Annotated in this window: 8 protein-coding genes; 5 read left to right on the top strand and 3 right to left on the bottom strand. The window is 67.6% G+C overall.

Features of this window, described 5'->3' with window-relative positions:
- Positions 1–455 (top strand): DUF4190 domain-containing protein (locus E3T19_RS19040; protein ID WP_166788867.1); only part of this gene is annotated, 455 nt, incomplete at its 5' end.
- A gap of 36 nt (positions 456–491) precedes the next feature.
- Complete coding sequence (locus E3T19_RS12165; RefSeq protein ID WP_088457140.1) at positions 492–992, top strand: hypothetical protein; 501 nt, start codon at positions 492–494, stop codon at positions 990–992.
- A 28-nt stretch (positions 993–1,020) separates the two neighbouring features.
- On the opposite strand, the gene E3T19_RS12160 is transcribed toward E3T19_RS12165, so the two are convergent.
- A complete protein-coding gene (locus tag E3T19_RS12160) occupies positions 1,021–2,208 on the bottom strand; it encodes an SAM-dependent methyltransferase (protein WP_134408923.1) in 1,188 nt (395 codons plus the stop codon).
- A 144-nt stretch (positions 2,209–2,352) separates the two neighbouring features.
- Here E3T19_RS12160 and groES point away from each other — a divergent pair, with 144 nt between their 5' ends.
- The 3 genes from groES (at position 2,353) to E3T19_RS12145 (ending at position 5,180) form a co-directional block, all read left to right on the top strand.
- Positions 2,353–2,649, top strand: a complete 297-nt coding sequence (gene groES / locus E3T19_RS12155) for a co-chaperone GroES (RefSeq protein WP_066597535.1) — start codon at positions 2,353–2,355, stop codon at positions 2,647–2,649.
- A gap of 144 nt (positions 2,650–2,793) precedes the next feature.
- Positions 2,794–3,714 (top strand): EamA family transporter RarD, encoded by a 921-nt coding sequence (rarD, locus tag E3T19_RS12150; RefSeq protein WP_088457138.1) that lies wholly within the window; start codon positions 2,794–2,796, stop codon positions 3,712–3,714.
- 170 nt (positions 3,715–3,884) lie between these two features.
- Positions 3,885–5,180 (top strand): ABC transporter substrate-binding protein, encoded by a 1,296-nt coding sequence (locus tag E3T19_RS12145; RefSeq protein WP_088457137.1) that lies wholly within the window; start codon positions 3,885–3,887, stop codon positions 5,178–5,180.
- A 382-nt stretch (positions 5,181–5,562) separates the two neighbouring features.
- On the opposite strand, the gene E3T19_RS12140 is transcribed toward E3T19_RS12145, so the two are convergent.
- Together E3T19_RS12140 and E3T19_RS12135 are read right to left on the bottom strand one after the other, a co-directional pair.
- Entirely contained in the window at positions 5,563–6,333 is a 771-nt protein-coding gene (locus E3T19_RS12140; protein WP_088457136.1) for an ABC transporter ATP-binding protein, read from the bottom strand.
- Positions 6,320–7,195, bottom strand: coding sequence for an ABC transporter ATP-binding protein (locus E3T19_RS12135; RefSeq protein WP_088457135.1), 876 nt, complete (start codon positions 7,193–7,195; stop codon positions 6,320–6,322). Before E3T19_RS12135 ends, E3T19_RS12140 begins: the two co-directional genes overlap by 14 nt.
- Positions 7,196–7,229 lie beyond the last annotated feature (34 nt).

Here is a 7,229-nt window from a genome sequence, read left to right as displayed (position 1 = left end):
CGCCGCCGCCCGCCTACGGCCCGCCCGCCCCGAGCGAGGGCACGCCGCCGCCGCCCTACGGTTCGCCGCCGCCGGGCTACACCCCGCCGCGCTCCGGTTACGGCACCCCGCCGCCCTCTGGTGGCCCCGCCGCCGGCTACTACGCCGGCCAGCCCGGGATGCCGTCGGCCACCAAGCAGCCGATCCTGAGCATCCTGTCGATGATCGCCGGAGTCATCGGCATCCTCGGGTCCCCGGTTGCGTTCTTCCCGATTTTCGGTGGCATCCTCGCCATCATCTTGCCGGCCGCCGGCGTGGTCCTGGGTTTCATCGCCCGCAACAAGGAACCGAACGGCAAGGGCTTCTGGCTGACCGGGATCATCACAGGCTTCGTGGGTATCGCCCTGGCGCTGCTCAGCATTCTGCTCTGGGCGCTGGTGTTCGCGACCGTGCCGATGAACAATTACAACTACTAACCGCACAGCGAGTAGTCGAGAATCGAGTCCACACGCATGTCGCAGTCCGGGCAGCCCGAAACCCGGGCGGAGCGGGAGCAGTCAGTTCCGCCCGCCGGGACGCCGGCGTTGTCGCGCGCACAGGCGCGGGCTGCCGAGGCCAGGGCCGCTGAGCTGCGGGCACCCGCCGGGCGTTCGCCCGACCTGACCCGGCCGCCGGTCGCCGGCGAGCTCGCCTACGAGTCCACCATCACCGCGCCCACCGAGTGGGTGCCGTACGTGTACACCACCGCCGAGATCCAGACCCATGCGGCCCGCCGTGGTCTCGGCGTCGCTGCCGCGGTCTGCGGGGTGCTCGGGGTGCTGGCCGGCATATTCGTGATCTGGGGGGCGCCCCTGAGCATCGCCGCGGTCGTGCTCGCTCTGGTGGCCAGGTACGTGGAGCGCCGCTCCGGCGGCCTCTGGCTCCTCGGCCTGCTCAGCGGTCTGTTGGGCATCCTGATGGCGGTGCTGTGGTTCGTCGTGATCACCCGGATGCTGCCCGCCTACTTCGGCTGAGCCGCACCCGCGAGCCGGCTGACGCCGGTCAGACCCGTTCCACCAGCAGCGCCACCTTGTGCCCGGCCGCGCGGGTCACCACCAGGGTTGCCGATTCCGGGCCCTTGAGCTTCAACCGGGTGCGCAGGGTCGCCGGATCCACATCCACGCCGCGCTTCTTGATCTCCAGGGTGCCGATCTTCCGTTCAGCCAGCGCCAGCCGCAGCTTCTTCTCGTCGGTGGGCAGCACCTCGAGCACCCGGAACGCCGTGGCGAACGGGGTGCGGGTCAGCGTCGGGCTGGTCAGGTAGGCCAAGCCCTCGCTGAGCATCGACGCATCCATCGATCGGGCGAGGTCACCGATCAGCCGGGCGCGGATGATGGCGCCGTCGGGTTCGTACACGTAGTCGCCGAGCTCGCCGACAGCCACATCCTCGCTGTCGGCAGGCGCGGTCAGCTCCGCGACTCCGTCCTTGCTGAGCAGTAGCGCCGACCGGCGGATGCCCGGCCGCGCGAGCGCACCGAACCACAGCCCCATCTCCACCAGCTTGCCGTCCACCGACACCCACTGGGCCTCCGCGGTCTCGGGGATCTGGTCGCGGTCGTGGCCGGGACCGAGCTTGACGCCGACGGGCATCCGTTTGCTCAGGGCGTAGACGTCATCGAGGTTGGGGGAGTAGTCCTCTGACCGGGTGAGCCGGCTGGTGTTGCCGTGCCCGGCCGTGCGGCGGGCCGGGTCGAACCAGAGCGCGTCGAACTCGGTGGGGTCGATGTCGGCCGCGTCGGCGCAGCGCACTGAGGAGGTCGGAAAGGGGGCCAGGTTGAAGCTGGCGACCGTGGCGGTGACCTCGTCGACGTCGATCGCGGTCACCGTCAGCTCCATCGCGGCCATCGCCATGGCGTCGCCGCCGATGCCGCAGCCCACGTCGGCGACCCGGGTGAGGCCGGCCTCCACGAACCGGCCGGCGTGCAGGGCGGCGACCCGCAACCGGGTGGCCTGCTCCAGGCCGGCCTCGGTGAACAGCATCCGGCTGGCAAAGTCGCCGAACTTGCCCGTCGCCTTCGCCCGCAGCCGGGACTGGTAGAGCACCGCGTTGACCAGGGCGGGGGAGTGCCCGGCCTTGCGTAGGGCACTGACCGTGCGCACGACGTCGGCACCGGCCTCGTAGACGGGCAGGGAGTCCAGCAGGCGCAGGCCTTCGGGTGAGAGCAGCTCAACGAGCTCGGCGCGTTCCATCCCGCAAACCTATCAAGCCAAACCGGGCCGCACCCCGAGCACTCTGGCACTCACGTTGCGTGAGTGCCAGTTGCGCCCTAAACTCGACTTAGCACTCTCGCTGTGAGTCTGCTAACTACGTCTTAGCTAAGAAAGAGGTCAACCGTGTCGGTCTCCATCAAGCCGCTCGAAGATCGCATCGTCATCAAGCAGGTGGATGCAGAACAGACCACCGCTTCCGGACTTGTGATCCCGGACACCGCCAAAGAGAAGCCCCAGGAAGGCGAAGTTGTCGCCGTCGGCCCCGGCCGCATCGACGACAACGGCAACCGCATCCCGCTCGACGTCGCCGTCGGCGACAAGGTGATCTACTCCAAGTACGGTGGAACCGAAGTCAAGTTCGGTGGCGAGGACCTCCTCGTTCTGTCGGCTCGCGACGTTCTCGCGGTCGTCGTTCGCTAGTCACACCGCATATCGTTGAATCCCGGATGGCCTCGGCCATCCGGGATTTTTCGCGTCCAGAGGGGTAGCAACGTGCACGAGAATCCGACAGATCCCACCGGGGCCGCCGAGCCGACCGAGCCGGTGGATGCGGCCCGGAGCGGGATGCGCCCGGTCCGCAGTTCCGCGAGCACGGGCCTCATCTTCGCGATCTGCGCCTACGGCATGTGGGGATTCCTGCCGTTGTATTTCCTTTTCCTGGCCCCGACCGGAGCGTTCGAGATCGTGGCCTGGCGGGTGCTGTTCTCGCTGGTGTTCTGCGCGGTCCTGATCCTGGCCACCCGGGCCTGGCGGCCGCTCGTGGCCGCACTGCGTTCGCCGCGCATCGTGTGGACGATGGGGCTGGCCGGGGTGTTGATCTTCATCAACTGGCAGACCTTCATCCTCGGCACCCTGAGCGGCCGCGTCGTCGAAACGGCGCTGGGCTATTTCATCAACCCGATCATCACGGTGCTGCTGGGCGTCCTGGTGCTGCACGAGAAGCTGCGCAGGGCCCAGTGGGCTGCCGTGGTGATCAGCTTCATCGCCGTGATCGTGCTCAGCGTCGGCTACGGCACCGTGCCCTGGATCTCCCTGATCCTGGCGTTCTCCTTCGGCTTCTACGGCCTGATCAAGAAGCGGGTCGGCGGTCACATCGACGCGCTCTCCGGGCTGACCCTGGAAACTCTCTGGCTCACGCCGATCGCGATCATCCAACTGGTCGTGGTCTCGCTGATCTCCGGCCTCACCTTCGGCACCGTCTCGACGGTGCACACCATCGCGCTGATCGGCACCGGTGTGCTCACCGCGGTGCCGCTGCTCTTCTTCGCGGCCGCGTCCCGGCGCCTGCCGTTGACCACGATGGGACTCGTGCAGTACCTCGCACCGGTGCTGCAATTCATCGCCGGCGTGGTCATCCTGCACGAGCCGATGCCGCCGGAACGGTGGCTCGGATTCGGGTTGGTCTGGCTCGCGCTGATCGTGCTGACCGTCGATATGGTGCGGGCGGGGCGGGCGCAGCGCCGGCCGGTTATCGACCCGATTTAGGGGCTCAGAGCCAAGCATCCTGATCAGGGGGCCGTTCGTAACGATTTGGTCGCGTTACACGGCTGTAACACGACCGCCTTGTTTGATGTCGTTCGGGTGAATACCTTTGCAGCACGGCAACGATCGTTTGCCGTGCTCTAACCTTCGATTCCCCTTACCCTAGGAGCAACATGAGCGTATTCGCGAAGGCCTCGGCCTCCCGCTCGGCCCGCGCCGTCGTCACCGGCGTCGCCATCTTCGGCGTCAGCGCCCTTCTGCTCACCGGATGCAGCACCGACGCAGCCGAGCCGGCCGCTTCGGACGCACCCGCGGCGGAAAGCACTGTCGCTGAGATCACCGCCGGCGACCGCGCCCTGGACCTGAAGGTCGGCACGATCCTCCCCCAGAGTGGTGGGCTCGCCTTCCTCGGCCCGCCCGAAGAAGCCGGTGTTCAGCTCGCCGTCGAGGAGATCAAAGCTGCCGGCCTGGGCATCGACATCGAAGCCATCCTCCGCGACTCGGGCGACACCACGACCGATACCGCCACCGTCTCCGTGACCGACCTGCTCTCGCAGGATGTCTCGGCGATCGTCGGTGCGGCGTCCTCGGGTGTCTCCAAGACCGTCATCGACCAGATCACCGGCGCCGGCGTCGTGCAGTTCTCGCCGGCCAACACCTCGGCGGACTTCACGGACTACGACGACAAGGGGCTCTTCTGGCGCACCGCTCCGTCCGACATCCTGCAGGGTGAAGTCCTGGGCAACCTGATCGCCGAAGACGGCAACAGCACCCTGGGCCTGATCGTGCTCAACGACGCCTACGGAACCGGCCTGGCCGAGTTCACCACCACGGCCTTCGAGGCTGCCGGCGGAGAGGTCGTCGCCAGCGCGAGCTTCAACGAGGGCGACGCCAACTTCTCGGCCCAGATCGCCGAAGTCACCGCGGCCAACCCCGACGCGATCGCTCTGATCACGTTCGACCAGGCCAAGGTCATCACCCCGGACCTCGTGGCGAGCGGCTTCCCCGGCGACAAGCTGTACTTCGTCGACGGCAACCTGGCCGACTACAGCGAGGACTTCGCTGCCGGCCTGATCGAGGGCTCGAAGGGCACGCTGCCCGGCCTGGACACCGCGACCCTCGGTGACTTCACCGGCCGTCTGCTCGAGATCGACCCGGCCCTGACCGACTTCAGCTACGCGGCTGAATCCTACGACGCCGTCATCCTGATCGCCCTGGCTGCGTACGCAGCCAACGACGTGTCGGGTGAGTCGATCGCCAAGTACCTCCAGCAGGTATCCGGTGGCTCCGGTGAGGGCGAGAAGGTCACCGACTTCGCGTCGGGCGCCGCGCTCCTCGCCGAGGGCAAGCAGATCGACTACGACGGTTACTCCGGCACGATCACGTTCGACGAGAACGGCGACCCGACCGACGCAACCATCGGCATCTTCGAATTCGGTGCAGACAACAAGTACAGCCGCATCAACTAGTCACCCCCGCTGACTCGCGGTACACCACAGCAGACGTACCGCGACACGCACAGAAGGGCCCCGGCTTCGGCCGGGGCCCTTTCGCGTGCCCGGTGGCCGGTCGCCGCCGAGTGACGGGGCGCCGGATGCCGGCCAGGGGGAGCGGCAGCCGTGGGCGGCAGCAGCGGAGGCCGGCCAGTAGATGGCGGCCGCCACGGGCCCGCTGCGGGTCTTTAGGCGGCGGAGGCGCGGAGCTGCGCGGCTGGGGCGGCCAACGGCGTCAGAACGGCTCCTGGCGCCGCCGGTGAAACGCGAGATGCCCCGCTGCGGACCAGTTGCCCCGGTAGACCGGGGCAACTCGTCCGCAACGGGGCAAGTCGGTGGTGCGGATGGTGCGGGAGGGTTAGTCGTCCTGACCCAGGGTGCCCAGGTACAGGCCGATCACCTTGGGGTCGTTCAGCAGCTCCCGCCCGGTGCCGGTGTAGGCATCCCGACCCTGATCGAGCACGTAGCCTCGGTCGCAGATCTGCAGGCAGCGGCGGGCGTTCTGCTCCACCATGATCGTGGTCACGCCGGCCTTGTTGATCTCCTTCACCCGCAGGAACGCCTCGTCCTGACGCACCGGGGACAAACCGGCCGAAGGCTCGTCGAGCAGCAGCACGTGCGGGCCCATCATCAGCGCCCGCGACATCGCCACCATCTGGCGCTCGCCGCCGGAAAGCGACCCGGCCCGCTGGCCGAGGCGCTTGCGCAGCTCCGGGAAGATCTCGGTGACGAACTCGAGCCGCTCGGCCAGACCCTTGGGCTTCTGGTACATGCCCATCTCCAGGTTCTCCTGGATCGTCAGCGTCGGGAAGACGTTGTTGGTCTGCGGCACGAAGCCCACGCCCTTGGCGACCAGCTTGTTGGCCTTGAGGTTCGTGATGTCGTCACCGCGCAACCGGATCTCGCCCTCGCGTACCTTGACCAGGCCGAAGATCGACTTGAGCAGGGTCGACTTGCCGGCCCCGTTCGGGCCGATGATGCCGATCAGTTCGCCGTCGTAGGCGGTGAGCGAGCATTCGTTGAGGATGTTGACGCCGGGCACGTACCCGGCCGTCACGTTCTTGACCTCGACGACCGCCTTCCGCACCGGGGCCGGGGTGGCGTCGATCAGCGGGCTAGAGTTCGTCATCGAGCAGCTCCTTAATGGCTCCGACATGTTCCTTCTCGGCGTCGGGATCCTCGCCGAGGTCCTCGTCGTGGTGCTGGCCCAGGTACGCGTCGATGACAGCTTGGTTGCGCATCACCTCGTGCGGGTCGCCCTCGGCGACCACCTTGCCCTCGGCCATCACGATCACCCAGTCGGCGATGTGCCGCACCATGTGCATGTCGTGCTCAACGAAGAGCACGCTCATGCCTTCGGCCTTGAGGTTGAGGATGTGGTCGAGCAGCGACTGGGTCAACGCCGGGTTGACGCCGGCCATGGGCTCGTCGAGCATCACCAGGGTGGGGTCGCTCATCAGCGCCCGTGCCATTTCGAGGAGCTTGCGCTGCCCGCCGGAGAGGCTGGCCGCGTAGTCGTCCTTCTTGGTGTCGAGCTTGAACCGGGTGAGCAGGTCCAGCGCCTTGACCTTGTTGTCGGCCTCCTGCTGACGCCAGAGGAACGGCAGGACGGCGCGGAACAGGTTCTCGCCCACCTGCGCCTTCGCGCCGAGCAGCATATTGTCCATCACCGTCAGCAGGCCCAGGGCCTTGGTGAGCTGGAAGGTGCGCACCTGTCCCATCCTGGCGACCTTGAACGCGGCCATGCCGCCGATGGGGGTGCCCTCGAAGGTCCACGAGCCGGTGTCCGGCTTGTCGAACCCGGTGAGCAGGTTGAACAGGGTGGTCTTGCCGGCCCCGTTCGGCCCGATCAGAGCGGTGATGGCGCCGCGGGGAATCTCGAGGTGCTCGACATCCACCGCCTTGAGGCCGCCGAAGGTGCGGCTGACGCCGTCGACCACGAGGATCGGGTCCTTCTTCTTGCAGCCGGGGACGGCCTCCCCGATGTGCATGTCAACTGTCTTGACGGGCTTGCCGGTGGGAACA

It is taken from the genome of Cryobacterium sp. TMT4-31, from assembly GCF_004403385.1.
Classification (GTDB): domain Bacteria; phylum Actinomycetota; class Actinomycetes; order Actinomycetales; family Microbacteriaceae; genus Cryobacterium; species Cryobacterium zongtaii.
Note: the sequence above shows the minus strand (reverse complement) of the source record. Positions and strands in the feature narration are given on the sequence as shown.

Bases quoted from the DNA above. Each gene is read 5' to 3' on its own strand.
- E3T19_RS12145 (WP_088457137.1), top strand. From the start codon at position 3,885: ATGAGCGTATTCGCGAAGGCCTCGGCCTCCCGCTCGGCCCGCGCCGTC.
- E3T19_RS12135 (WP_088457135.1), bottom strand. From the start codon at position 7,195: ATGCACATCGGGGAGGCCGTCCCCGGCTGCAAGAAGAAGGACCCGATC.
- E3T19_RS12160 (WP_134408923.1), bottom strand. From the start codon at position 2,208: ATGGAACGCGCCGAGCTCGTTGAGCTGCTCTCACCCGAAGGCCTGCGC.
- E3T19_RS12165 (WP_088457140.1), top strand. From the start codon at position 492: ATGTCGCAGTCCGGGCAGCCCGAAACCCGGGCGGAGCGGGAGCAGTCA.
- rarD (WP_088457138.1), top strand. From the start codon at position 2,794: ATGCGCCCGGTCCGCAGTTCCGCGAGCACGGGCCTCATCTTCGCGATC.
- E3T19_RS12140 (WP_088457136.1), bottom strand. From the start codon at position 6,333: ATGACGAACTCTAGCCCGCTGATCGACGCCACCCCGGCCCCGGTGCGG.